Consider the following 23,272-nt stretch of genomic DNA (forward strand, 5'->3'; position numbering starts at 1 on the left):
ACATGACTGAGAACAACGTTCTGATCCGCCTCTCCGCCGCCCAGCTGGCCAGTAAGCTCGCAGCCGGCGAGGTCACCTCCGTTGAGGTCACCCAGGCCTACCTGGACCGCATCGCAGCGGTCGACGGCGGACCGCGCGGAGTCCACGCCTTCCTGCACGTCAACACCGAGGAGGCGCTCGCCGTCGCCGCAGAGGTGGACGCCATCCGCGCCGCCGGTGGTACGGCCGCTGCGGAACTGCATGAACTGGCCGGCGTTCCCATCGCCGTCAAGGACCTCATCGTCACCATCGGCCAGCCCACCACGGCCGGCTCCAGGATCCTCGAAGGCTGGCACAGCCCGTACGACGCCACGGTGGTCAAGCGCCTCCGCGACGCCAAGATGCCCATCCTGGGCAAAACCAACCTTGACGAATTCGCCATGGGGTCCTCCACGGAGCACTCGGCTTACGGCCCCACCCGCAACCCGTGGGACCTGGACCGGATCCCAGGCGGCTCCGGCGGCGGCTCCGCAGCCGCCGTCGCCGCTTTTGAAGCACCCCTGGCCCTCGGCACGGACACCGGCGGATCCATCCGCCAGCCGGGCGCCGTCACCGGCACCGTGGGTGTCAAGCCCACCTACGGCAGCGTGTCCCGCTATGGCGCCATCGCCATGGCCTCCTCGCTGGACCAGATCGGCCCGGTCTCCCGCACCGTGCTGGACTCGGCACTCCTGCACCAGGTCATCGGCGGCCACGATCCGCACGACTCCACGTCCCTCCCGGACCCGCTGGAAGACCTCGTTGCGGCCGCCCGGACGGGCAACGTGGACGGCATGAAGATCGGCATCATCAAGGAACTCCACGGCGAGGGCTACCAGGCCGGCGTCGAGAACCGCTTCAACGAATCGCTCGAACTGCTCAAGCAAGCCGGCGCGGAAATCGTCGAGGTGTCCTGCCCCAACTTCAAGTACGCCCTGGGCGCCTACTACCTGATCATGCCCTCGGAGGCTTCCTCCAACCTGGCCAAGTTCGACGGCGTACGGTACGGCCTGCGCGTCCTGCCCAAGGATGCGCCGCTCACCATCGAACGCGTCATGGGTGCCACCCGCGCCGCAGGCTTCGGCGACGAAGTGAAGCGCCGCATCATCCTGGGCACCTACGCGCTCAGCGCCGGCTACTACGACGCCTACTACGGCTCGGCCCAGAAGGTCCGCACCCTGATCCAGCGCGACTTCGAGGCCGCGTTCGCCCAGGCGGATGTGCTGATTTCCCCGACGGCGCCCACCACGGCGTTCAAGCTCGGCGAGAAGCTGAACGACCCCCTGGCCATGTACCTGAACGACGTTGCCACCATTCCGGCCAACATGGCCGGCGTCCCGGGCCTGTCCCTGCCGGGCGGCCTGGCGGATGAGGACGGGTTGCCGGTAGGCATCCAGCTCCTCGCCCCGGCGCGCCAGGATGCGCGCCTGTACCGCGTGGGTGCGGTGCTCGAATCATTGCTTGAGGCGCAGTGGGGCGGACCGCTGCTGGACAAGGCGCCGGAATTGGCCACTTCGGTGGTCGAGCCCGCCGAGACCCTCGAAACCCAGGAGGCAAAATAATGAGCACTGACGCAACCCTGAGCTTCGAAGAGGCCATGGAGAAGTACGATCCCGTCCTGGGCTTCGAGGTCCACGTGGAGCTCAACACCAAGACCAAGATGTTCTCCTCCGCCCCGAACGTTTTCGGCGACGAGCCCAACACCAACGTCAACGAGGTGGACCTGGGCATGCCCGGCGTGCTGCCCGTCGTGAACAAGACCGCTATTGAGTCCTCCATCAAGATCGGCCTGGCGCTCAACTGCAAGATCGCCGAAACCTGCCGCTTCGCCCGGAAGAACTACTTCTACCCGGACACCCCGAAGAACTTCCAGACCTCCCAGTACGATGAACCCATCGCGTACGACGGCTACCTGGACATCGAGCTTTCCGACGGCACCGTGTTCCGCGTCGAAATCGAGCGCGCCCACATGGAAGAGGACGCCGGCAAGCTGACGCACATGGGCGGGTCCGCGGGCCGCATCCAGGGTGCCGACTACTCGCTGGTGGACTACAACCGCTCCGGTGTTCCGCTGGTGGAGATCGTCACCAAGCCGATCCAGGGCGCCGGCAGCCGCGCGCCTGAGCTGGCCAAGGCCTACGTCGCGGCAGTGCGTGAAATCGTGAAGAACCTCGGCGTTTCGGACGCGAAGATGGAACGCGGCAACGTGCGCTGCGACGCGAACGTGTCGCTGCGTCCCCACGGCCGCGAACGCTTCGGCATCCGTTCCGAGACGAAAAACGTGAACTCACTGCGCGCCGTCGAACACGCCGTCCGCTACGAAATCCAGCGGCACGCTGCCGTCCTGGACTCCGGCGAGCCGGTCATCCAGGAAACGCGCCACTGGCACGAGGACACCCGCTCGACGACGTCGGGCCGGGCCAAGTCCGACGCCGACGATTACCGCTACTTCCCGGAGCCGGACCTCGTTCCGATTGTTGCTTCCCGTGAGTGGGTGGAGGAGCTGCGCGCCACCCTGCCGGAACCGCCGGCCGAGCGCCGCAAGCGACTGCAGGCCGACTGGGGCTATTCGGACCTGGAATTCCGCGACGTGGTCAACGCCGGCGTTATGGACGAGATCGAAGAGACCATCGCCGCCGGCGCCACGGCAACCGTGGCCCGCAAGTGGTGGATGGGCGAGATCGTGGGCCGCGCCAAGAACGCCGACGTGGACCCCGGCCAGCTGGGCGTCAAGCCGGAAACCATCGTGGAACTGAACAAGATGGTGGAAGCCGGCAAGATCAACAACAAGATGGCCGCCGAGGTCCTCGACGGCGTCCTCGCCGGCGAAGGCACCCCCGCCGAGATCGTCGAGAAGCGCGGCCTGGCCGTGGTTTCCGACGACGGCCCGCTCTTGGAAGCCATCGACGCGGCCCTTGCCGCGCAGCCGGACGTCGCTGACAAGATCCGCGGCGGCAAGGTCCAGGCGATCGGCGCGATCGTTGGCGGCGTCATGAAGGCCACCCGCGGGCAGGCCGACGCCGGCCGCGTCCGCGAGCTTATCCTTGAGAGGCTCGGCGTCGAAGGCTGAGTCACCCGCTTTAACCCAACTGGGTCGCAGATAATGTCGTTTAGAACGCTCATAACGACATCTACTGCGACCCAGTCGGGGTTTAAGGGGACACCAGCCCGGCCATGATGTCCTCGAGAGCCTCGCAGACCATCATCACCGAGGTCCGCTTGAGGTTTTCAGGCCGGGCCAGGATGTCGATCCGGCGCCGCGTGCTGATGCCCTGCAGCGGCCGGAGCACGATCTCCGGGTTCAGCACCGGCCGTGCGGTGTGCCGCGGCAGCAGCCCGATGACACTGCCCGTCGCCACGAGTCCCGCCACCGTGGAGTAGTCGTTGATCCGGTGGACAATGTTCAGTTCCCGGCTGGACACCGCGGCGACGGCGGACAGCACGTCCGCGGGGGAGTAACCGGTGTGGCTGGTCACCCACGGTTCGCCGACGACGTCGTGCGCCGTCAGGGCCTCCTTGCCCGCCAGCCGGTGGCCGGCGGACAACGCCACGTCCAGGGGCTCGTGCGCGAGCGGGATGACTGCCACCCGCTCCTCCGGCCACCGCGGGCTGTGGTCCATCCGGTGCGCCAGCACCAGGTCATACCGGGCAGTCAGTGCGGGGAAGTCCTGTTGGGCAACATCCTCGTCGGACAGCAGCACCCTGGGTTTGTCCGGTGAGTCCAGCAGCCGGGCCAGCGGCGCAAAGAGTGCCTGGCCGGCGCTGTGGAAGCCGCTCACCGTCACCGGTGCCACCGTGGAGCCGTGGTACGCGCCGATCGCCATCCGCGCATCGGCCATCGCGCTGACGACGGCGGCACCGGCGTCGGCCAGTGCCTGGCCGGCCTCGGTGAGCACCAGGTTCCGGCCTTCCTTGCGGGTCAGCGGGACGTCCACGCTGCGCTGCAGCGCCGCCAGTTGCTGGGACACGGCGGAGGGGGTGACCAGGAGTGTTTCGGCGACCGCTTTGACGCTGCCGAGGGCACCGAGTTCCCGGAGCATTTCCAGCTGATGGATTTCCATGCCCTGAGTCTATTGCTTAGAGATTTCTAAATCGTCGATTGAGAAGAATTCGGTTGTGCTAATGCTTCTTTGTGGTTCTAATGAAGGGAGCCAGCCCCGCCGCACCCCGGGACGGCCCCGCGTTCCTGAGAATAAAGACCAAGAGTAAGGAAGCCAATGAAGGCTCTGTACAAGGCCGGCGCACACGCCGGGTTTGAGCTGGTGGACCGGCCCGAGCCGGAAACCGGCCCCGGCGACGTCAAGATCCGCGTGATGACCACCGGGATCTGCGGCACGGACCTTCACATCCAGTCCTGGGATGCCTGGGCGCAGAGCATGATCGAGGCTCCGCTGATCGCCGGCCACGAGTTCTACGGCGAAGTGGTGGAAACCGGCGAGGACGTCCGCGACGTCAAGGTGGGCGACCGGGTCTCCGGCGAAGGCCACATTGTCTGCGGCATCTGCCGCAACTGCCGCGCCGGGCGCCGCCAGATGTGCATCCACACCGTGAGCGTGGGGGTCCAGCGTGACGGCGCCTTCGCCGAGTATGTGGTCATCCCCGAGACCAACGTCTGGGTCCACCAGGATCCCTCGGTCACTCCCGAACTCGGCGCCATCTTCGATCCCTTCGGCAACGCCGTCCACACCGCCCTGAGTTTCCCGCTCGTGGGCGAGGACGTGCTGATCACCGGGGCCGGGCCGATCGGACTGATGGCCATAGCCGTGGCCCGGCACGCCGGCGCCCGGAAGATCGCCATCACCGATGTCTCCGCGCCGCGCCTGGAACTGGCCCGACAGTTGGGCGTGGACCTTGCCATCGACGTCTCGAAGATGCGCGTCAAGGATGCCCAGCGCGAGCTGGGAATGCGCGAAGGGTTCGACATCGGCATGGAAATGTCCGGTCACCCCACCGCCCTGCCGGAGATGATCGACAACATGAACCACGGCGGCCGGATTGCGATGCTGGGCCTGCCCAGCCAGTCCATCGACATCGACTGGGGCAAGGTGGTGACGCATATGCTGACCATGAAGGGCATCTACGGCCGCGAAATGTTCGAGACCTGGTACGCGATGAGCGCCATGCTGTCCTCCAACCCGGTGCTGCATGCCAACATCTCGGCGGTGGTCACGGACACCCTGCCTGCCACGGACTGGGAGAAGGGCTTCGACGTTGCCCGCGCCGGTGTGGGCGGCAAAGTAGTCCTCGACTGGACCGTTTTCTAACCCCCTCAAGTTTTCGGCATCAAAACACAAGAATTCACCCAGCTGAGGAGCACTCCCCATGTATTCAGCCATCAAAGACCAGCTGCAGAACGAGCTGGACGAGATCCGCACGGCAGGCCTGTTCAAAACGGAACGCCACATCGACTCGCCCCAGGCCAGCCACATCACGGCAGGCCGGATCGGCGAGGCGGGTGCCGACGTGCTGAACTTCTGCGCCAACAACTACCTGGGCCTGGCAGACCACCCGGACATCATTGCCGCCGCGAAGGCCGCCATGGACGAGCGCGGCTTCGGCATGGCCAGCGTGCGCTTCATCTGCGGAACCCAGGACCTGCACCTGGCACTCGAGGCGCGCGTCTCCAAGTTCCTGGGCACCGAGGACACCATCCTGTTCTCGAGTTGCTTCGACGCCAACGGCGGCGTGTTTGAATCCCTGTTCGGGCCGGAAGATGCCATCATCTCCGACGCCCTGAACCACGCCTCCATCATCGACGGCATCAGGCTCTGCAAGGCCCGGCGGTTCCGCTACGCCAACCGCGACATGGCGGACCTCGAAGCGAAACTGATCGAGGCGACCACGCAGGAGAACCCGGCCCGCCGCAAGATCATCGTCACGGACGGCGTCTTCTCCATGGACGGCTACCTCGCGCCGCTCGAAGCCATCTGCAACCTGGCCGAAAAGTACGATGCCCTGGTAATGGTGGACGACTCGCACGCCGTCGGCTTTATGGGCGCCACCGGCGCGGGAACGCCGGAACATGCCGGCGTGGGCCACCGGGTGGACATCTACACGGGCACGTTCGGCAAGGCGCTGGGCGGGGCTTCCGGGGGCTACGTATCCGGCCGGGCCGAAGTCGTGGCCATGCTCCGCCAGAAGGCGCGCCCCTACCTGTTCTCCAATTCCGTCGCGCCAGCCATCGTGGCCGCCACCCTGAAGGCCCTGGACCTCGTGGAGAACTCCGCGGAACTGCGTTCCAAGCTGTTCGCCAACGCCGAGCTGTTCCGGAACCGGATGGCGGAAGAAGGCTTTGACCTGCTCGACGGCGAGCACGCGATCGTGCCGGTGATGTTCGGGGATGCCGTGGTGGCGGCGAAGGTGGCAGACCTGATGCTCCGGCACGGAGTGTTCGTCACCGCCTTCAGCTACCCCGTGGTTCCCAAGGGGGCCGCCCGTATCCGGGTCCAGCTCTCCGCCGCGCACAGTGCGGAGGACGTCGAAGCCTGCGTCCGGGCGTTCGTGGACAGTCGCGACGCGGTGGAGGCCTAAGGTACTGACGTGACGTCCTGCCGGGTGCAAGGATGGAGTCATGTCAGCAAATTACGATGTGGTGATTGTGGGCGGCGGTATTGCCGGACTGTCCCTCGCCTCCGCCCTTGCCGGTAAATGCAGCGTTGCGCTCGTCGAAGCCGAACAGTCCCTGGCCTACCACACCTCGGCCCGCTCGGCCCGGCAACTGATCCCCAGCTACGGCCCCGTGGTGGTCCAGGAGCTGACCCTCCGCACGCTCGGGCTGATTGCGGCCCGGGACGCGGAGCTTCCGGAGCCCGTCCTTTCGCCCCGCAGCTTCATGCTGATCGGCGATGAAGAAACCGTCCGGGAGGAAGCCAGCGGGCACATGCACCGGATCTCCCATGCCGAGGCCCTGGAACTGTGCCCGGTGCTGGATCCCGGATTCTTTTCCGCGGCCGGGCTGGACACCGGTTCGTTCGCCTGCAACGCACCCGTGCTGCTGGAAGACCACCGGCGCCGTGCCGAGGCCGGCGGGGTGGACATCATCACCGGCGCCAAGGTCCATTCCGCCCAGCGGCTGGGGTCCGGCTGGGAGGTCGGGGCGGGCCAGGAAGCGTTCCAGGCCGGGACCGTGGTCAATGCTGCCGGTGCCTGGGCCGATGAGCTGGCCGTGATCAGCGGCGTGGAAAAGCTCGGACTCCAGCCGTACCGCCGCACGGCGGCGATTGTCGACGTCGAACGTCCCCTCCCGGAGGCCTGCCCCATGGTGGCGGCAGCGGACGAATCGTTCTACTTCCGCAAGGAAGGGCAGGACGTGCTGATATCGCCGTCGGAATCCGTGCCGAGCGGGCCCGAGGACGCGAAGCCTTACCCGGGCGATGTCGAGGCGCTGGTGGCGCGGCTCAACGCGGTGACCACCATGGGCATCAGGAGCGTCAAGTCCGCGTGGACCGGCCTTCGCACCGAAGCTGCCGACGGCGTCCCGGTAGTGGGGTTCGACGCTGAAGCGACCGGATTCTTCTGGCTCGCCGGACAGGGCGGTTACGGTTTCCAGACCTCGTCCGGCATTGCGGAGCTCGCTGCGGACCTGATCCTGGCAGGGCCGTCGGCGGGCCTGGTCGCCCGGGGCGAGGACGCCGGGCTCAGTCCGGCATCCCGGACAGCGGTTGCGCTGGCCGCGACCCGCTGGTCCATCCGGCACTGAAGAATGGACCCATGAGCACCCTCATCACCAACATTGCCGAGCTGATGACCCAGGACGCGGAGCACCGCGTCCTCAAGGATGCCGCCGTGGTGATCGAAGGGGAGCGCATCTCCTGGATCGGGCCGTCGTCGGCCGCACCGGCCGCTGACGACGAAGTGGACGCGGGAGGCCGGGCGCTGCTGCCGGGCTGGGTGGACTCGCACACCCACCTGATATTTGCCGGTGACCGGACTGCGGAGTTCGAGGCCCGGATGGCCGGGGAGAGCTACAGCGCCGGCGGCATCGCCGTAACCACCGGTGCCACCCGCGGGACAAGCGACTTCGACCTCACCAGGCTGGCCCTGGGCCGCGTGGCCGAAGCGGTCTCGCAGGGCACCACGTACCTGGAAACCAAGACCGGCTACGGCCTGGACGTGGAAAACGAAACGCGCAGCGCGCGCATCGCCTCCACGGTGGCTGACGAAGTCACTTACCTGGGCGCGCACCTGGTCCCCGCCGGTGCCGATGCCGACGAATACACCGACCTGGTGTGCGGGCCCATGCTGGCGGCCGTCCGGCCCTACGTCAGCTGGGCGGACGTGTTCTGCGAGCAGGGGGCCTTCAACGAGCAACAGTCGCGCCGTGTGCTGCAGGCCTGCAAGGATGCGGGTATGGGCCTCCGCGTCCACGGCAACCAGCTCGGCGAAGGTCCGGGCGTGCGGCTGGCCGTGGAATTCGGCGCGGCAAGCGTTGACCACGTCAACTACCTGTCCGCCGCGGACGTGGAGGCACTGGCAGGGAGTTGGTCCGGGTGGCAGGGTGCCGGAACGCGGGGGACCGTGGCCACCTGCCTGCCGGCCTGCGACCTCTCCACCCGCCAGCCGCTTGCTCCCGGGCGCGAGCTGCTGGACGCCGGGGTGCCGATTGCCCTGGCCTCCAACTGCAACCCCGGCACCTCCTACACGAGCTCCATGGCGTTCTGCGTGACCACCGCCGTTCTCCAGATGCGGCTGAGCGTCCATGAGGCCGTCCGCGCTGCGACGTACGGCGGTGCCCTTGCGCTGCGGCGGGAGGCGGGCAACGACGTCGACGGCGAACGGGCGGTGGGTTCGGTCGCTATCGGCCACCGCGCAGACCTGCACCTGCTCAACGCACCCTCGGCCACCCACCTGGCCTACCGGCCGGGCATCCCGCTGACCCACGCCGTCTGGCGGGCGGGCGTCCGTGCCCGCTGACGCGCCGGCCGGAAGCGCCTAGAAGACCATGGGCGGAGCGTCCAGGACTGTCTCGTCCACGCGGCGGTCCTCCCACTGGCTGAACGGCTTGTCCAGTTCGTACTTGCCCTTATCCGTGCGCACCAGGGTCCGCACTTCGGCATTCTCCGGGTTGTTGAGCGACTCGAAATACTCGACGGACCAGTGGAACCAGCGCATGCAGAACAGCCGCATGGTGAGCCCGTGCGTCACGAATAGGGCGTTCGGGGCGTAGGTGGGCTTGGACCAGTGCCGGTGGAGGGTTTCCATAAAAGAGGAGATCCGGTCGTAGACGTCGGAGCCGGATTCACCCTCACGGAAGCGGTAGAAGAAGTGGCCGTAGGCGTTCCGGAGTTCCTTTTGGTCCTCAATGTCCCCGGCGATCTGGAAGTTGGCCCAGTCCTGTTCGCGGAGCCTGGGTTCCTCGATGATCCGTTCCACCAGCGGTCCCAGGTTGAGCGCTTCAAGGGTCTGGTAGGCCCGGAGGTACGGCGAGACGTACACACACACCTGCCGCCCGTCCAGTTCCCGGCGGATTTCCTCGCCCGCGGCCCGGGCCTGTGCCACGCCGAGTTCGGTCAGCGGTATGCGGTAATCGGGCACCCGGTTATAGATGGAGGTGTCGGCATTGGCGGCGGACTGGCCGTGCCGGATCATGATGATTTTTCCGGGCGCACTCATAAATTCCAAGCATAGGCCCCGGACCGCGCGGCTCAGCGGAAGCGTTGCCCTGCGACCGGCCGGAAGCGGCGGACAGGAAAGAACCAGAAAGTGAAGGCAAGATAGGAACATGCTGGTTCCCTCCCGCCGTCGTCTGCGGTTAGAAGTCTGGATTGTCCTGGGTCTGTCGCTGGGGCAGTCCGCCGTGTATTCGGTGGTGCAGTTGCTGGACAAGCTGACGCGGGCACCCCTGGCGGAAGGGACCTCCACCCTCAACCGCTCCCAGAGCAGCCGCGAATACTTCGACCTCACGTACCAGCTGCTGGACATTGTTTTCGCTCTGGTGCCGGTGGTGCTGGTCATCTACTTCCTTACCGAGCACCGGACGGCGGGGGAGTCCGGGGCCTCGGCCTTCCGCAAACTCGGTTTCAACTTCGCCCGTCCCGGCAAGGACCTGCTGCAGGGGCTGGGCCTCGCGGCGTTGATCGGCATACCGTCCCTGGGGCTGTACGCCGCCGGACGGGCGCTGGGCATCACCACGGCCATCATCCCCAGTGCGCTCGACGCCTACTGGTGGACCATCCCCGTGCTGATTCTCTCCGCCGTACGGCACGGGATCGTGGAGGAGGTCATCGTGGTGGGGTACCTGCTGGACCGGCTCGGCAAGTTTGGCTGGAGCATGCCGCTGGCCATCTTCGCCAGCTCCATGCTCCGGGGCAGCTACCACCTCTACCAGGGGTTCGGTCCGTTCATCGGCAACGCCATCATGGGCGTGGTATTTGCGTGGATCTATACGAAGACCCGCCGCGTCATGCCACTGGTGATCGCCCACGCGCTGCTGGACATTGTGGCGTTCGTCGGCTTCAGCCTCTTCGGCAAGGCCATCGGGCTGGGCTAGCCGGCAACCGCTTAAAAGGATTCGGCCGCTATCGGTGGGTGACGTCGTTGGCACCCGCTGATAGCGGCCGAAGTTCGTAAAGGCAGCGCGCTGCCCGTGGCCCGGAGGACCACACGGTGTAAGAGGGCTAGATGGTTACTGCCCCGGAGGCGGTTTCGAACGTAACGGAGAGGATTCCCGGCGTCCCCTTCGGGGCGACCCATTCAACGGCCACATCCTCCAAGGGCTTCTCGACCGGTTGCCCGAGCCATTCCGTGACGCGCTCGGCCGAGCCGGCGATGGTGAGGCTGGACATCTTGACGTTGCTCGGGTAGGCGTTGGACGGGTGAAGCTCCGGGTCGCCTTCCCACTTGAGCATGTAGGGTACCTGCGGGTCTGCAATGAGGCCCAGGATACCGATCTGCTTCCAGACGAGTTCGCGGCCGTCCGGGAACTTGCGGTTGCCGTTGACAGCCGAGCGGCCGAGGCGTTCTTCGAACGGTGCCAGGTCGTCCACTTCGACGCACCAGCCCATCCAGCCGCCGCCAGCTGCGGAGCGTGCCCGGACAGCCTGCCCGAACGGAGCCTTGTCGGATGCCGGGTGGTCAAGGACCTCCACGACCTCCAAATACTTGTGCCCGGCGAGCGGGATAATCATGTTGCGGGTGCCAAATCGGGGGTGTACCCCGCCCTTAACGGCTTCGACGCCGAGGGCGGTTGCAATACGTTCGGTGGTGGCAGCCAAGCCATCTTGTTCACAGGCGTAAGAGACGTGATCCATGCGCATGCCCTCATCTTGGCACTTTGTGATGGAGCTCTCAGCTAAGGGTATGCTTACCGAGATGGGATGTCATGGCGGAGGGCCCTGAAGCCCACGAAAATCATGCGGCCGACGTCCTTCGTCACAAACCTGTTCAGACGGATTGCTCCGTTTCTACACTGGGTCAAGGTCATGAGCGCCAGCATTGAGCCCCGGCTTGCTGGCCGGCAACCCTCGTTCCGCGGTGGGGTGCCCCGGGTGAGGACCTGGCCTCCGGCAACCGCCGGTCGGCAAGCGCGGCACCAGAACCGGCCCGGCATACCGTGCGTCCGCCTGTGGTGCCTTTCTTTAGAAGGAGTCTTCAATGTCCAATGCCTGGTCTTTCGAAACCCGCCAGATCCACGCCGGGCAGGAGCCGGACAGCGCCACCGGCGCCAGGGCCCTCCCCATCTACCAGACGACGTCGTTCGTGTTCCCGAGCGCCGAGAGCGCTGCCAACCGCTTTGCGCTGGCCGAACTGGCGCCCATCTACACGCGCATCGGCAATCCCACCCAGGACGCAGTGGAGCAGCGCGTGGCCAGCCTTGAGGGCGGCCTGGCGGCGCTGCTGCTCAGTTCGGGGCAGGCGGCCGAAACATTCGCCATCCTCAACGTCGCCGAAGCCGGTGATCACGTGGTGGCCAGCCCCAGCCTCTATGGCGGCACCTACAACCTGCTGGCCCACACCCTGAAGAAGTTCGGCATCTCCGTGACCTTCGTCGAGGACCCGGACAACCTCCAGCAATGGAAGGACGCAGTCCGGCCAAACACCAAGCTTTTCTTTGCCGAAGTGGTGTCCAACCCGCGCCAGGATGTCCTGGACATCGAAGGCGTTTCCGGCGTTGCCCACGAGGCGGGTGTCCCGCTGATCGTGGACAATACACTGTCCACGCCCTACCTCATCCGGCCGCTGGAATGGGGTGCCGACATTGTGGTCCACTCGGCAACGAAGTACCTTGGCGGGCACGGCAGCGCCATTGCCGGCGTGATCGTGGACTCGGGCAACTTTGATTTCGGCAAGGACCCGGAGAAGTTTCCCGGCTTCAACACCCCGGACCCCACCTACAACGGGCTTGTCTACGCGCGGGACCTCGGCGCCGGGGGCGCCTTGGGCGCGAACCTTTCCTACATCCTGAAAGCCCGCGTCCAGCTCCTGCGGGACCTCGGCTCGGCCGTTTCTCCGTTCAACGCCTTCCTTATCGCCCAGGGCCTGGAAACGCTGAGCCTGCGCGTTGAGCGCCACGTGGCCAACGCGGTGAGCGTCGCCGAATGGCTGGAGGCACGGGCCGACGTCGAATCCGTGGCCTACGCGGGGCTGCCGTCCAGCCCCTGGTACGAGCGCGGCCGCAAGTACGGACCCAAGGGCACCGGAGCCATCGTGTCCTTCAACATCGCTGGCGGGGCCGAGGCCGGCAAGCGGTTCGTGGACGCGCTGGAACTGCACTCGCATGTCGCAAACATCGGTGACGTGCGCTCGCTGGTCATCCACCCGGCGTCGACCACGCACAGCCAGCTGACGGCGGAACAGCAGGCGGTGGCAGGGGTCACGCCGGGCCTGGTCCGCCTCTCGGTGGGGCTGGAACACATCGATGACATCATCGCCGACCTCGACGCCGGTTTCCGCGCCGCCAAGGGCGACTGACGCGTATGACTCCCGGCGTCTCGACGCCGGGAGTCATATTGCTGTCACATTCTTCGCCATTGCGGGGACGCATTTCGTAGACTCTTTAAAGGTCATGAGTGCCAGCGACAGCCCCGGCTTGCTGGCCGGCAACCCTCCTTTCGCGGCGGGGTGCCCCGGGTGAAGACCTGGCCTGCCGGCCAGTTGGCGGCAGGCAAGCGCGAAGAAGAGGTCCTCAGATGACGATTGCCGTCACCCGCAGCGGTGTACCCGAAACATCCAGCCACAGCCTGTCAGCCCGTGACGTGAAAACCACCGCGGGCAAAACCGCAGGCACTGTCCCCGACGGTACCGTCAGGTTCCAGGGCATCGGCGGGCTTGACCTTGAAGCCGGCGGGCATCTGCCGGACGTCACACTCGCCTACGAGACGTGGGGCACGCTGAACGCGGACCGTTCCAACGCCGTGCTGGTGCAGCATGCCCTGACCGGCAGCACGCACGTTACCAGGGGAGCCAGTGACGAAGAAGGCTGGTGGGAGCAGCTTGCCGGGCCCGGCGCCCCGGTTGATACGGACAAGTACTTCGTGGTTTCCATCAACATCCTGGGCGGTTGCTACGGCTCCACCGGGCCTTCCACTCCCGCGCCGGACGGCAGGCCGTGGGGCTCGCGCTTCCCCCTGGTGACCCTGCGCGACACCACTGCGGCCGAGGCCCGGTTGGCGGACGCCCTTGGCATCGACAGCTGGTACGCCGTCCTGGGCGGATCCCTGGGTGGAGCCCGCGCCTTGGAATGGGCCGTTAGCTTCCCTGACCGGGTCCGGCGCTGTGCCGTCATTTCCATCGGGGCCAGCAGCACTGCCGAGCAGATCGCCTTTGCCCAGGCGCAGACCCTCGCCATCCGCCAGGACGTCAACTTCAACGGCGGTGACTACTACGGCGGCCCGGAGCCTGAGGCCGGCCTGGCCCTGGCGCGCAGGATCGCGCACATCACGTACCGCTCCGCAGACGAGCTGGAGGCCCGGTTCGGCCGGAGCGCCCAGGGCGGCGAAGCCCCGCTTCAGGCAGTCTCGCTGGGAGACCGCGGCCGCTACCAGGTGGAGAGCTACCTCGACCATCAGGGCACCAAGCTGGTCCGCCGCTTCGATGCCAACAGCTACATCGCCATCACGGAAGCGCTCATGAGCCACGACGTCGGCCGGGGACGCGGCCCGCTCAAGGACGCGCTGGCCCAGGCCAAGGCTGAGTTCTTCATCGCCGCCGTTAACACCGACCGGCTGTATTTTCCTGCACAGTCCCGCGAACTGGCGGCGGCACTGCCGGGCGACGTCCCGGTGCACATCATCGAGGCGCCCATCGGCCACGACGGTTTCCTGACTGAAATCGGGCAGCTTAGCGCGCAGCTGAGGCAGAACTTTTTCGCCTAGCCCCTCGGCTCAATGTGCATTTATGCAGAGCTGTTCTGCAGAAAATGGCGTTGAGCCTGCGGCAATGTGAGTCCATACTCTAGGGGACCGGCGCGTTGGTGGTGCACATCACACGCGACCGCTACCGAATGGTCCACATGGTGTCGACGGAGACGCCGAAGGAGTTCACAATGAGCATGCAAAACTCCGCCGCAAGGCGCGCAGATGAGACTGACGTCAAAGCCTCAGGGCTGAAGAAAGTGGTGACGGCCTCAATGGCCGGCACCGTTGTTGAGTGGTATGAGTTCTTCCTCTACGCCTCAGCGGCCACCCTGGTTTTCGGCAAGATGTTCTTCCCCAACTCCGGCACTGAGCTGGACGGGATCATCGCCGCTTTCGTCACCTATGCAGTGGGCTTCGTTGCCCGCCCGATCGGCGGCATCGTTTTCGGCCACTTCGGTGACAAATTCGGCCGGAAGCAGCTGCTCCAGCTGAGCATCGTCCTGGTGGGTGTTTCCACCTTCGCGATGGGCTGCCTCCCCACATTCGCGCAGATTGGCTACTGGGCGCCGGCGCTCCTGGTGTTCCTGCGCTTCGTCCAGGGCTTCGCCGTCGGTGGTGAATGGGGCGGCGCCGTGCTGCTCGTGGCTGAGCACAGCCCCAGCAAGTCACGCGGCTTCTGGGCCAGCTGGCCGCAGTCCGCCGTGCCCATGGGCAACCTCCTGGCCACCGGCGTGCTGTTCACCCTCTCCTCTACGCTGTCCTCCGCCGACTTCCTCGGCTGGGGCTGGCGCGTCGCCTTCTGGCTGTCCGCGGTGATCGTGATCGTGGGCTACTACATCCGGACCAAGGTCCAGGACGCCCCCATCTTCCTGGAGGCACGCAAGGAAGTTGTTGTTGAGAACAAGGGCTACGGCGTGGCCGAGGTCTTCCGCCGCTACCCGCGCGGTGTCTTCACCGCCATGGGCCTGCGGTTCGCGGAAAACATTTTGTACTACCTCGTGGTCACGTTCTCCATCACCTACCTGAAGGTTGTGGTCCAGACCGACACATCGAGGATCCTCCTGCTCCTCCTGGTGGCGCACTTCATCCACTTCTGCGCCGTACCCATGGTCGGCAAGCTTTCCGACGCCTTCGGCCGCAAGCCCGTGTATATGGCCGGCGCCATCCTCGGCGGCACCTGGGGTTTCTTCGCCTTCCCGATGATGGACACCAAGAACGACCTCGTCATCCTCGCGGCGATCACCATCGGCCTGCTCTTCCACGCACTGATGTACGCCGGCCAGCCGGCCATCATGGCCGAAATGTTCCCGACCCGGATGCGCTACTCCGGCGTCTCGCTTGGCTACCAGGTCACCTCGATCGTCGCCGGCTCCCTGGCCCCGATCATCGCCACCGCCCTGCTGAGCCAGTTCAAGTCCTCCACCCCGGTGGCGGTCTACCTGCTCGGCGCCTGCCTGGTCACGATGGTGGCGGTCTACTTCCTGAAGGAAACCCGCGGTATCTCATTGCACGACGTCGACGCCGCGGACGCACAGGGCACGGCGGACCTGCTGGCCGCCGCCAAGAAGTAAGGGCAGCCAGTTCACATGCGCGCCGCAGTCCTGTACGCCACCGTCCCCGCCGGAACCAGCTATACCGAAGCACGCCCGTTAGTGGTGCAGGAGCTTGACCGGCCCGAACCCCGCGCCGGCGAACTGGGGGTGGCCATCACCTACTCCAGCCTGTGCCACTCGGACCTGTCCGTGGTGGACGGCTCCCGGGTCCGGCCGCTGCCCATGGCCCTGGGGCATGAGGCCGTGGGCCGGGTGGTGTCGGTCGGTGAGGGCGTCCATGACGTGGCTGTGGGCGAGCACGTTGTGCTCGTCTTCGTCCCCAGCTGCGGCGACTGCCGGGCGTGCCGCTCCGGGCGACCGGCCCTGTGCCACCGCGCCGCCGAAGTCAACGCTTCAGGGGACCTGCTGCACGGGGCGGCGCTGCTGCGCACGCCGTCGGGGGAGCGGATCAACCACCATCTCGGCGTGTCGGCCTTTGCGGACTACGCCGTGGTGGCGCGGGAATCAGTAGTGGTAATCGACGACGACGTCCCGGACACCGTCGCAGCCATGTTCGGCTGCGCCGTACTCACCGGAATGGGCGCCGTGCTGAACACGGCGGCGGTCACCGCCGGACAGTCGGTGGCGGTCTTCGGGCTCGGCGCCGTCGGGCTTTCCGCCGTGATGGCGGCGTCCCTGGCCGGCGCCGCGGCCATCATCGCCATCGACCCCAACGAAGGCAAGCACCAGCTCGCCCGGGACTGCGGCGCCACGGCAGTGGGAACTCCCGACGACGCCGCCCGGCTGGTTGCCGAGGCGACCGGCGACGGCGTGGACGTCGCCGTCGAAGCCGTGGGATCCGCGGGAGTCATTGCCTCGTGCCTGGAGCTCGTAACGCGCGGCGGCGCCGTCGTCTCCGTCGGGCTGCCGAAGCCTTCGGCGGAATTGACCGTCGGAGCCCTGCAGTTTGCCGGAGCGGGGAAGCGGCTTCTCGGCTCCTATATGGGGGATGCCGTCCCGGAGCGGGAAATTCCGCTGTATCTTGACTACTGGCGGTCCGGGCGGCTCCCGGTGGAACTGCTGCATACGGACACCAGGCCGCTCGCGGAAATCAACGAAGGCCTTGACGCCCTGGCCGCAGGGCAAGTGGTTCGCCGGCTGTTCCAGGCATAGCTCTGCCCAGGCGTAGTGTCAGGCCGCCAGGATGTCCCGGCGGCCTGACACTTCCGCCTTGAGCGCCTCCACCACGGCCCGGACGGACGCCGAGCGCAGCGACTCGGGACGCGCCACCGCCCAGATGGGGAGCTGACGCTGGAACAGCTCAGGCAGCACCGGAACGAAGCCGGGCTTGTCCGCCACCATGAAGTTCGGCAGCAGGCCGATGCCTGCCCCGCGCCTGACTGCCTCGACCTGGGCGAAAATGCTGGTCGCCTGGAAACTTGTTTTGGGGGCGGGCAGCTGCGAGGACCGGTGGCCCAGTTCCGCCACCTGCAGGGCCGACTCCACATAGGAGACAAATCCGTGCTCGCGGACGTCGTCCAGGGTGTCAGGCAGTCCCCGGGACCGGACGTAGTCCGGACTTGCGTACAGCCGCAGGAAATAGTTTGTCAGGAAGATGGGCTGCACGTTGGTGACTTCCATCCGGCCCACCACCACTTCCAGGTCCACACCGGAACGGTTCTGGCTCACTTTGCGGGTGGCGCTGAGCATCTCGACGTCCAGCGACGGGTTCTCCTGCTGCAGGCGCACCAGGGCCGGGGCAACGAATTCCGCACCGAATCCATCGGACGTGCTGATCCGGACCATGCCGGACAGCGAGTGTTCGCCGTCGCCGATGGCACCGGCCAAGGACCCGAGTGTCGCCTCGATCGCCTCGGCGGCGGCAACCGCCCGGCTGCCCAGCCCGGTCAGTTCCCAGCCGTGCGGGCTGCGCTCCAGGGTCCGTCCGCCCAGCTGCTTGTCCAGCGCCAGGACCCGGCGGGAAATGGTGGTGTGCGTGGTGCCGAGCGTCTCCGCAACCGCATTGAACCGGCCGAGCCTGGCCACGGTCAACAGGATCAACAGGTCATCCGGACTGGGCAGCCGGTTCACATCCACTTTTTCACATCCATGCTTTCAGGCCCACAAGACGGCTTCCGGAGCTATGTGCATCAATGCACATGCTCTCTGTAATTTTTCCCCTTGATTGCACTGTAACAGGGTGTGATGGTGGACACGGAACTTCCAGCAATACCGGCTGGTACACGAAGCAAAGGAGCTTTTCGCCATGGCAGTAGTCGCTTGGATCGGTCTCGGGAACATGGGTGGGTCCATGTCAGCAAACCTGGCAAAAGCCGGTCACGACGTCCGCGGATTCGACCTCAATCCGGAAGCAGTGGCAGCTGCAGAAGCCGGCGGAGTGAAGCCGGTGGCCAGCATCGCCGCGGCGGTGGACGGCGCCGACGTCGTGTTCACCATGCTGCCGAAGGGCGAACACGCCCGGGCCGTGTACCTGGGCGAGGACGGCGTCCTGGCCCATGCCGATCGCCGCACGCTGCTGGTGGATTCCTCCACCATCGACATCGCCTCCGCCCAGGCGCTGCACGACGCCGCCGCTGCCGCCGGCTTCCGTTTCGTGGACGCCCCGGTCTCGGGCGGCATGAGCGGGGCGAAGGCCGGCACCCTGACGTTCATGATCGGCGGGGACGCGGGTGCCGTGGCCGAGGCCACGGAGTACATCCGGCCCATGGCCTCCAACATCATCCCCACCGGCGGTCCCACCACCGGGCAGGCAGCGAAGATCTGCAACAACCTGATGCTCTTCATCAACCTGGCCTCCACCGCCGAAGGGGCCGTGCTGGCCGAGCGGCTGGGCCTGGACAAGCAGGTTTTCTGGGACATCGCCTCGGTGTCCTCGGGAGACAGCTGGGCGCTGCGGACCTGGTATCCGGTAGGCGGGGTAGTTCCCACCGCGGCCTCCAACAACGACTTCGCTCCCACCTTCACCACCGAACTGGCCAACAAGGACATCGGCCTGGCCATCAGCGCCGCCCGCGACACCGGCACCCCGCTGGAAATCGGCGAGCACGTGCAGACGCTCTTCCAGCGGCTCATCGACTCCGGGCAGTCCGGCAAGGACTGCTCCATGATCATCAAACTTGTAGACGGCTCGCTCGAGACCTCCAAGTAAACCCTGCCTGCTTCACGAATAGGACTTTCCCATGGAACGCATTCCGCACTTCATCAACGGCGCCCGGATCAGCGACGCCGACCGTTTCGGCCCCGTGTTCAACCCCGCCACCGGCGCACAGGACAAAGAGGTGGCCCTGGCATCGACGGCGCGCGTGGAGGAAGCCATCGCGGCCGCACAGGCCGCCCTCCCGGGCTGGCGGGCAACCAGCCTGGCGAAACGCACCAACATTTTCTTCCGGGTCCGGGAACTCCTGACGCAGCGGAAGTCCGAGCTGGCAGCAATCCTCACCAGCGAGCACGGCAAGGTGCTTTCCGACGCCGAAGGCGAGATCTCCCGGGGCCTCGAAAACATCGAATTCGCCACCGGGCTTTCCCACATGCTCAAGGGCGAACGTTCGGAGCAGGTGTCCAGCGGGGTGGACGTCCACTCGGTGCGCCAGCCCGTGGGTGTGGTCGCCTGCATCACCCCGTTCAACTTCCCGGCCATGGTGCCGTTGTGGATGATCGGCAGTGCCCTCGCCTGCGGCAACACCGTCCTCCTCAAGCCCAGTGAGAAGGACCCGTCGTCGGCCGTTTTCATCGCTGAAGTCTTCGCTGAGGCGGGCCTGCCGCCGGGCGTCCTGAACGTGGTCCACGGCGACAAGGAAGCCGTGGACGTCCTGCTGGAGCACCCCGGCGTCAAGGCTGTCAGCTTCGTGGGGTCCACTCCGATCGCCCAGTCCATCTACAAGCGGGCGGCGGACCACGGCAAGCGCGTCCAGGCGCTGGGCGGTGCCAAGAACCACATGGTGGTCCTGCCGGATGCCGACCTGGATATGGCCGCCGACGCCGCCGTATCGGCCGCCTACGGCTCCGCCGGTGAACGGTGCATGGCGGTATCCGTGCTGGTGGCCGTGGGCAACATTGCCGACGACCTGGTGGAGGCCATTTCCACCCGGATGGCTGACCTCACGATCGGTCCCGGCACGGATCCGGCCTCGCAGATGGGCCCGCTCATCACGAAGGAACACCGGGACAGGGTGGCCTCCTATGTGGCCGGTGCCGAGGAAGAAGGTGCCACTGTGGTGGTGGACGGGCGCAAGCACGCGTTCGATTCGGACGGTTTCTTCATCGGGGTCAGCCTGGTGGACCACGTGAAGCCGGGCATGAAGGTCTACGACGACGAGATTTTCGGCCCGGTACTGTCGGTGGTCCGGGCGGACAGCTATAGCGACGCAGTAAAGCTCGTGAACGACAACGAGTTCGGCAACGGCGTGGCGATCTTCACGCGCGACGGCGGCGCGGCGCGCCAGTTTGAGTTCGACGTCGAGGCGGGCATGGTGGGAGTGAACGTGCCCATCCCGGTGCCGGTGGGGACGTTCTCGTTCGGCGGCTGGAAGAACTCGCTGTTCGGTGACACGCACATGTACGGTCCGGACAGCATCCGCTTCTACACCCGCGGCAAAGTGGTCACCACACGCTGGCCGGATCCGTCCACATCGGTGATCGACCTCGGTTTCCCGCAGGTGGACTGAGCGCCAGGAAGTTCAGGCAGGCATCGCCCGGGTTATCGTCCCGGGGCCACTAAGAATGACAGTGGCTCCGGGCAGGGCTACGCGGGTGCGTCTAGCCCTTCATGATCTCGTCGCGCCGGGCCATGTATTCCTCCATGGCGATTTCGCCGTTGCTGTACTGCTGGTCGAGCTCCGCAAGTTTCCGTGCACGGAAACCCTGAGGGGCGGACGGCGGCGGGGGAGTCGCCGGGGCGGACGGCTGCTGCGGTTCCTGGCGTGACTGGTTGGCCGGATAGCCGGGGCTGTCCTCGTACGGCACCTGTCCGGGATAGCCCGGGTACTGGTTCGGCTGGTCGAGCGGCGGCTGCTGACCGCCGCCGAGTTGCCGGAAGCCGCCGCCAAAGTAGTCCTGCTGGGTATAGCCGTCACGCGGCTGGTTGTTTGGCCGGCCCGGCTGTTGCCCGGGAAACTGGCCTGGATACTGTCCGTTGAAATCCTGGTTCTGGTTCCGGCCACGGACCGACTTCCGGTACATGCGCATGGCGAAGGGAATCAGGAACGACAGGATGATGATCCAGAAGAACACGTTACTCACGGTGGAGGGCCTCTCAGAAGTGTCCCTTCAGTTTAACCCCCGGCTCAACAGCGGCATTGGACCGCGGCAGCCCGGCGGCTTCGTCCCGGCTACTTCCGCACCGTGGTGATCCCCAGAAAGGCGCCGTATTCCGCAACGGCTTCATCGATCGCACGGCTGGTGTCCCGCTCAGCGGCAGTGTCGGGTTCCGGCCGGGTGCGGATGTCCAGCTCACAGCGCCCGCCGGCCAGGTCATGGCGCCAGGAACCGATCATTTGGCCGTCCTTCAGTACGACATGCATCGGAGTCTCCCGCTCCGGACGCGCCGGGGCGGTGCCGCCCAGGAAATACCGTGACCGTGAATAGCCCATGACGTACTCGTCATAGCACTGGATCAGGTCAATCCGGGGTTGTCCTCCGCCCTCCGCGTCATGTCCGGGTGCGGCGTCCGCCGGCCCGCCGGGTCCGGGTTCCGCGGAACTGAAATGGAACTCCATATCCTCCAGCACTGCGGTCCCGAATGCATCGGAATCAGCTTCCAGCGCCAGGCCCAGCCCCAGCCGGACGTCCGTGACAGTCAGCCCGGACCAGTCTGCACAATCCTTCACGGTGGCCGGTCCGCGGCTGAGGAAGTAGCGCCTCACTAACTCCGCCAGTGCCGCGTGGCGGTCGGCGGGGCCGCCGGGCATCAACGGAACGCGTTCATCGAAGAGTGCATAAGTCTGTTTGAGCGAGCCGCCGGCGCTGCGGACGGGTGTTCCGCTGGTCAGGACTCCGCTGATCTCCGCGTGCATGATCAGGTAGGCAAGTTCCAGTCCCTTGGCCGCGAAGCCGCTCCGCTGCAGTGCAGCCGCCAGCTGCTCCCGGGTTTTGTGGGCGCCGCCGGCCACGGCCTCGGCGAGGACCCGGGCGCTCCGGGCCGCCGCCCCGGCATCGATGCCGGCCTGGCGGTACATGCCGGCGTTTCCCCGGTGCAGCCGGGGCGCGGACAGCATCAGCAGCCAGCGGAGGTCGTCGCGGTGCACAAAATGCCAGGTGGGCCGCAGGATGTGCGTCCGGAGGATCCGGCCGTCAGCCACGGCCTGTTCGACGTCGGCGGCGGAGGCTCCGGCAGTGCGTTGTGCCAGCGACCAGCGTGCGTAGGAAAATTCCTGCGACTGGACAGCCAGGAGGTTCTTCACCGCCGCTTCGGCGGAAACCGCCCGGGGAGGGCGGAGCTGCTGCCGGCTAAGCCTGAGCCGGACGACGTCGTCGGCGTGCACCCGGCGCCTACCTCTGTTCGGCCTCTATTCCCGGGGCCTCGCCAGAGCCCAGCGGCATCCCCGGTCCAAAAACCGGACCGGGGGTCGGCCGCTTGGCCGTGACGCCGTCCCCGGAAGACTGATGGCGAAGCCGGCGGACAACCCAGGGCACAAAGTATTCACGCGCCCAGACCAGGTCTCCGGACCGTGCCTCGCGCCAGCTGCGCTGGGGGAGGGGCTTGGGCGAGAGCGGCTCCAGGGTGTGCCGGATGTTGAGGGAATCGAGCACCATGGCCGCGATGGTGTGGTGGCCCAGCGGCGAAAAGTGCAGGCGGTCCTGGTCCCACATCTGCGGATCGCTGAGCTGGCGAAGCGACCACATGTCGGCGATGACGGCGTCGTGCCGCGCCGCCACGGTGCGGAGGTTCTCGTTGTAGATGGCGATTTTGCTGCGGACCCTGCCCAGGACTGATGAACCGGTGTCCGGGCCGTTGAACAGCACCACGGTGGCGCCGCCCAGGCTGAGGATGTGCACCACGGAATCCAGTTTTTCGGCCAGCGCGTCAGGGTCCCCTCCGGGCCGGATGAGGTCGTTGCCTCCGGCCGAAAGCGTCACCAGGTCCGGCTTGAGGGCCAGGCACGGCGCCAGCTGCTGGTCAACGATCTGTTCAAGGAGCCGTCCCCGGACCGCGAGGTTGGCGTAGGCAAAATCGCTGTGGCCCCGGCTCAGTTCCTCGGCCACGCGGTCCGCCCAGCCGCGGTGTCCGCCCGGGCTTCCGGGTTCCGGGTCGCCGATCCCCTCGGTAAAGGAATCACCCATGGCGACGTACCGGCCCCAGGGGTGGGTATCAACGGTGTCCTGCGGGTTCGGAATGGCTTCAGTTTCGCTCACGTTTCCATCCTGCCTCGTGAGGCCAAAGCTACGCCACCGTAGGTTGTTACCGCGTAG

Annotated in this window: 20 protein-coding genes and 2 riboswitches; of the genes, 13 read left to right on the forward strand and 7 right to left on the reverse strand. The window is 66.5% G+C overall.

Annotation, left to right across the window (positions count from 1 at the left end):
* Positions 1 to 2: 2 nt before the first annotated feature.
* A complete protein-coding gene (gatA, locus tag ARTH_RS06625) occupies positions 3 to 1,580 on the forward strand; it encodes an Asp-tRNA(Asn)/Glu-tRNA(Gln) amidotransferase subunit GatA (RefSeq protein ID WP_011691168.1) in 1,578 nt (525 codons plus the stop codon).
* Positions 1,580 to 3,088: an Asp-tRNA(Asn)/Glu-tRNA(Gln) amidotransferase subunit GatB gene (gene gatB, locus ARTH_RS06630; protein WP_011691169.1), complete on the forward strand. Its 1,509-nt coding sequence runs from the start codon at positions 1,580 to 1,582 to the stop codon at positions 3,086 to 3,088. The genes gatA and gatB overlap by 1 nt, the downstream gene beginning before the upstream one ends.
* Positions 3,089 to 3,170: 82 nt before the next feature.
* Here the strand turns inward: gatB and ARTH_RS06635 are convergent, their stop codons facing one another.
* Positions 3,171 to 4,079 (reverse strand): LysR family transcriptional regulator, encoded by a 909-nt coding sequence (locus tag ARTH_RS06635; protein ID WP_011691170.1) that lies wholly within the window; start codon positions 4,077 to 4,079, stop codon positions 3,171 to 3,173.
* Between the two features lie 156 nt (positions 4,080 to 4,235).
* Here ARTH_RS06635 and tdh point away from each other — a divergent pair, with 156 nt between their 5' ends.
* The 4 genes from tdh to hutI are packed head-to-tail and all read left to right on the forward strand — an operon-like array spanning position 4,236 to position 8,931.
* Positions 4,236 to 5,282 (forward strand): L-threonine 3-dehydrogenase, encoded by a 1,047-nt coding sequence (gene tdh / locus ARTH_RS06640; RefSeq protein WP_011691171.1) that lies wholly within the window; start codon positions 4,236 to 4,238, stop codon positions 5,280 to 5,282.
* Between the two features lie 58 nt (positions 5,283 to 5,340).
* The gene (locus ARTH_RS06645) at positions 5,341 to 6,549 is read left to right on the forward strand and encodes a glycine C-acetyltransferase (protein WP_011691172.1); all 1,209 of its coding nucleotides are present in this window, start codon (positions 5,341 to 5,343) and stop codon (positions 6,547 to 6,549) included.
* 40 nt (positions 6,550 to 6,589) lie between these two features.
* On the forward strand, positions 6,590 to 7,717 hold the full coding sequence (locus ARTH_RS06650) for an NAD(P)/FAD-dependent oxidoreductase (protein WP_011691173.1): 1,128 nt from the start codon (positions 6,590 to 6,592) through the stop codon (positions 7,715 to 7,717).
* 11 nt (positions 7,718 to 7,728) lie between these two features.
* Positions 7,729 to 8,931 carry an imidazolonepropionase gene (gene hutI / locus ARTH_RS06655; protein ID WP_011691174.1) on the forward strand — a complete coding sequence of 401 codons (1,203 nt, stop codon included), beginning with the start codon at positions 7,729 to 7,731 and terminating at the stop codon, positions 8,929 to 8,931.
* Between the two features lie 18 nt (positions 8,932 to 8,949).
* On the opposite strand, the gene ARTH_RS06660 is transcribed toward hutI, so the two are convergent.
* Positions 8,950 to 9,630, reverse strand: a complete 681-nt coding sequence (locus ARTH_RS06660) for a histidine phosphatase family protein (protein WP_011691175.1) — start codon at positions 9,628 to 9,630, stop codon at positions 8,950 to 8,952.
* A 109-nt stretch (positions 9,631 to 9,739) separates the two neighbouring features.
* Between ARTH_RS06660 and ARTH_RS06665 the strand changes: the two genes are divergently transcribed.
* Entirely contained in the window at positions 9,740 to 10,507 is a 768-nt protein-coding gene (locus ARTH_RS06665; protein ID WP_011691176.1) for a CPBP family intramembrane glutamic endopeptidase, read from the forward strand.
* Between the two features lie 127 nt (positions 10,508 to 10,634).
* Here ARTH_RS06665 and ARTH_RS06670 read toward each other — a convergent pair whose 3' ends face one another.
* Positions 10,635 to 11,273: a VOC family protein gene (locus ARTH_RS06670; RefSeq protein WP_028272557.1), complete on the reverse strand. Its 639-nt coding sequence runs from the start codon at positions 11,271 to 11,273 to the stop codon at positions 10,635 to 10,637.
* Positions 11,274 to 11,434: 161 nt separating this feature from the next.
* A riboswitch (SAM riboswitch) is annotated at positions 11,435 to 11,549 on the forward strand.
* Positions 11,550 to 11,610: 61 nt separating this feature from the next.
* Between ARTH_RS06670 and ARTH_RS06675 the strand changes: the two genes are divergently transcribed.
* The 4 genes from ARTH_RS06675 to ARTH_RS06690 all read left to right on the forward strand — a co-directional run bounded on the left by ARTH_RS06675 (position 11,611) and on the right by ARTH_RS06690 (position 17,017).
* Positions 11,611 to 12,927, forward strand: a complete 1,317-nt coding sequence (locus tag ARTH_RS06675; RefSeq protein ID WP_011691178.1) for a bifunctional o-acetylhomoserine/o-acetylserine sulfhydrylase — start codon at positions 11,611 to 11,613, stop codon at positions 12,925 to 12,927.
* A gap of 90 nt (positions 12,928 to 13,017) precedes the next feature.
* A riboswitch (SAM riboswitch) is annotated at positions 13,018 to 13,133 on the forward strand.
* Positions 13,134 to 13,145: 12 nt separating this feature from the next.
* The gene (gene metX, locus ARTH_RS06680) at positions 13,146 to 14,330 is read left to right on the forward strand and encodes a homoserine O-acetyltransferase MetX (RefSeq protein WP_011691179.1); all 1,185 of its coding nucleotides are present in this window, start codon (positions 13,146 to 13,148) and stop codon (positions 14,328 to 14,330) included.
* A gap of 170 nt (positions 14,331 to 14,500) precedes the next feature.
* Positions 14,501 to 15,883, forward strand: a complete 1,383-nt coding sequence (locus tag ARTH_RS06685; RefSeq protein ID WP_043429566.1) for an MFS transporter — start codon at positions 14,501 to 14,503, stop codon at positions 15,881 to 15,883.
* 15 nt (positions 15,884 to 15,898) lie between these two features.
* Entirely contained in the window at positions 15,899 to 17,017 is a 1,119-nt protein-coding gene (locus tag ARTH_RS06690) for a zinc-binding dehydrogenase (RefSeq protein WP_011691181.1), read from the forward strand.
* Positions 17,018 to 17,035: 18 nt separating this feature from the next.
* On the opposite strand, the gene ARTH_RS06695 is transcribed toward ARTH_RS06690, so the two are convergent.
* Complete coding sequence (locus ARTH_RS06695) at positions 17,036 to 17,935, reverse strand: LysR family transcriptional regulator (RefSeq protein ID WP_043430508.1); 900 nt, start codon at positions 17,933 to 17,935, stop codon at positions 17,036 to 17,038.
* A gap of 175 nt (positions 17,936 to 18,110) precedes the next feature.
* Between ARTH_RS06695 and mmsB the strand changes: the two genes are divergently transcribed.
* A complete protein-coding gene (mmsB, locus tag ARTH_RS06700; RefSeq protein WP_011691183.1) occupies positions 18,111 to 19,013 on the forward strand; it encodes a 3-hydroxyisobutyrate dehydrogenase in 903 nt (300 codons plus the stop codon).
* Positions 19,014 to 19,044: 31 nt separating this feature from the next.
* Positions 19,045 to 20,529, forward strand: coding sequence for a CoA-acylating methylmalonate-semialdehyde dehydrogenase (locus tag ARTH_RS06705; protein WP_011691184.1), 1,485 nt, complete (start codon positions 19,045 to 19,047; stop codon positions 20,527 to 20,529).
* A gap of 91 nt (positions 20,530 to 20,620) precedes the next feature.
* On the opposite strand, the gene ARTH_RS06710 is transcribed toward ARTH_RS06705, so the two are convergent.
* The 3 genes from ARTH_RS06710 to ARTH_RS06720 form a co-directional block, all read right to left on the reverse strand.
* Positions 20,621 to 21,103, reverse strand: coding sequence for a hypothetical protein (locus ARTH_RS06710; protein ID WP_011691185.1), 483 nt, complete (start codon positions 21,101 to 21,103; stop codon positions 20,621 to 20,623).
* A gap of 89 nt (positions 21,104 to 21,192) precedes the next feature.
* A complete protein-coding gene (locus ARTH_RS06715; RefSeq protein ID WP_011691186.1) occupies positions 21,193 to 22,344 on the reverse strand; it encodes a winged helix DNA-binding domain-containing protein in 1,152 nt (383 codons plus the stop codon).
* Positions 22,345 to 22,351: 7 nt separating this feature from the next.
* Positions 22,352 to 23,143, reverse strand: a complete 792-nt coding sequence (locus ARTH_RS06720; RefSeq protein ID WP_232223643.1) for an SGNH/GDSL hydrolase family protein — start codon at positions 23,141 to 23,143, stop codon at positions 22,352 to 22,354.
* Between the last annotated feature and the right edge of the window lie 129 nt (positions 23,144 to 23,272).

Source organism: Arthrobacter sp. FB24, assembly GCF_000196235.1.
Lineage (GTDB): Bacteria > Actinomycetota > Actinomycetes > Actinomycetales > Micrococcaceae > Arthrobacter.

Coding starts and splice junctions, on each gene's coding strand:
- gatA (WP_011691168.1), top strand. CDS start 3: ATGACTGAGAACAACGTTCTGATCCGCCTCTCCGCCGCCCAGCTGGCC.
- gatB (WP_011691169.1), top strand. CDS start 1,580: ATGAGCACTGACGCAACCCTGAGCTTCGAAGAGGCCATGGAGAAGTAC.
- ARTH_RS06635 (WP_011691170.1), bottom strand. CDS start 4,079: ATGGAAATCCATCAGCTGGAAATGCTCCGGGAACTCGGTGCCCTCGGC.
- tdh (WP_011691171.1), top strand. CDS start 4,236: ATGAAGGCTCTGTACAAGGCCGGCGCACACGCCGGGTTTGAGCTGGTG.
- ARTH_RS06645 (WP_011691172.1), top strand. CDS start 5,341: ATGTATTCAGCCATCAAAGACCAGCTGCAGAACGAGCTGGACGAGATC.
- ARTH_RS06650 (WP_011691173.1), top strand. CDS start 6,590: ATGTCAGCAAATTACGATGTGGTGATTGTGGGCGGCGGTATTGCCGGA.
- hutI (WP_011691174.1), top strand. CDS start 7,729: ATGAGCACCCTCATCACCAACATTGCCGAGCTGATGACCCAGGACGCG.
- ARTH_RS06660 (WP_011691175.1), bottom strand. CDS start 9,630: ATGAGTGCGCCCGGAAAAATCATCATGATCCGGCACGGCCAGTCCGCC.
- ARTH_RS06665 (WP_011691176.1), top strand. CDS start 9,740: ATGCTGGTTCCCTCCCGCCGTCGTCTGCGGTTAGAAGTCTGGATTGTC.
- ARTH_RS06670 (WP_028272557.1), bottom strand. CDS start 11,273: ATGCGCATGGATCACGTCTCTTACGCCTGTGAACAAGATGGCTTGGCT.
- ARTH_RS06675 (WP_011691178.1), top strand. CDS start 11,611: ATGTCCAATGCCTGGTCTTTCGAAACCCGCCAGATCCACGCCGGGCAG.
- metX (WP_011691179.1), top strand. CDS start 13,146: ATGACGATTGCCGTCACCCGCAGCGGTGTACCCGAAACATCCAGCCAC.
- ARTH_RS06685 (WP_043429566.1), top strand. CDS start 14,501: ATGAGCATGCAAAACTCCGCCGCAAGGCGCGCAGATGAGACTGACGTC.
- ARTH_RS06690 (WP_011691181.1), top strand. CDS start 15,899: ATGCGCGCCGCAGTCCTGTACGCCACCGTCCCCGCCGGAACCAGCTAT.
- mmsB (WP_011691183.1), top strand. CDS start 18,111: ATGGCAGTAGTCGCTTGGATCGGTCTCGGGAACATGGGTGGGTCCATG.
- ARTH_RS06705 (WP_011691184.1), top strand. CDS start 19,045: ATGGAACGCATTCCGCACTTCATCAACGGCGCCCGGATCAGCGACGCC.
- ARTH_RS06720 (WP_232223643.1), bottom strand. CDS start 23,143: ATGGGTGATTCCTTTACCGAGGGGATCGGCGACCCGGAACCCGGAAGC.